1 protein-coding gene and 1 pseudogene are annotated in these 966 nt (G+C 59.1%); both read right to left on the reverse strand.

Annotated features, from left to right (window positions below):
• A pseudogene (locus ACRZ95_RS23025) lies at positions 1-292 on the reverse strand (FliM/FliN family flagellar motor C-terminal domain-containing protein); the annotation flags it as partial.
• 79 nt (positions 293-371) lie between these two features.
• Positions 372-966 (reverse strand): sensor histidine kinase (locus ACRZ95_RS23030; RefSeq protein WP_480555708.1); only part of this gene is annotated, 595 nt, incomplete at its 5' end.

A 966-nucleotide genomic window follows, 5' to 3' on the forward strand; every position in this document is an offset into this window, starting at 1 on the left:
GGGTCTGTACAATGGCGGATACGGTATTGGGGTCCAGGCACACCGCTGCGACATCTCCGGACCCGACGAACAACAACAACAGCCAGTCCTGACCAATGGCCTTGGTCAGATCATCCGGCGGGCGGTTCGACTGTTTTGCCCCAATGACGGTCAGCGGCAGATTCAGACAATCCGAGGCCGCCCGCGCGATGCTCAGACGCAGCGCCCGGAGGACCGAGCGCGGACGATCCCCCAGATCATCCTGTCCCATCGATAACTTGCGCGCCAAAGCGGCGCTGACCGTTTGTGCCATTGCCTTACATTCACCAAGTCATTCTGCGGCTTTGTTCAGGTCTAACCCAGCGACGGTTACGAAGTTGTTTATGCCTCAATCACTGCGCGGCTTGCCGGAACGCCAGTGGAAGGCTGACGCGAAAAGCGGCCCCGCCCTGCCCCGGCAAATAGCTGATTTCACCACCCAGGCGCTGCATGATTTCGCGACAGATTGCCAATCCAAGACCAGCGCCGCCCGCCTTGTCTACGCCGACGCGGGCAAACTTTTCAAAGACCATGGACTGAGCATTGGTTGGAATCCCGCTTCCATTGTCTGAGAAATCAATCACGACCTGCCCGCCCACATCATGTGCGGAAATTGTCAGCACAGGCTCGTCCGCGTCACAGTACTTTTGAGCGTTCGAGATCAGGTTGATGAAAACCTGTCCGAGGCGATCAAGGTCGGTGTGCAGTGGAATGCGCTCTGCCAAGCGGCTGCGGCGCACACTCAAGGTCTTATCGGTCCCGGCAAGTGCTGTAGAAACCGCGCGATCCAAAACCGAGCGCAAGCTGTCATCGCCGACATTCAGGCTGACCTGCCCGCTCTCCAAAACACTTAGGTCCAGCAGGTCGTCCAACAGGCGCGTCAGGCGCAAAGCTTCGTCGTGGATCACCGCCGCATAGCGCGTTTGTTCGGTGGCGCTAAGCCCCCGC

This window comes from Ruegeria sp. AI3, from assembly GCF_056541245.1.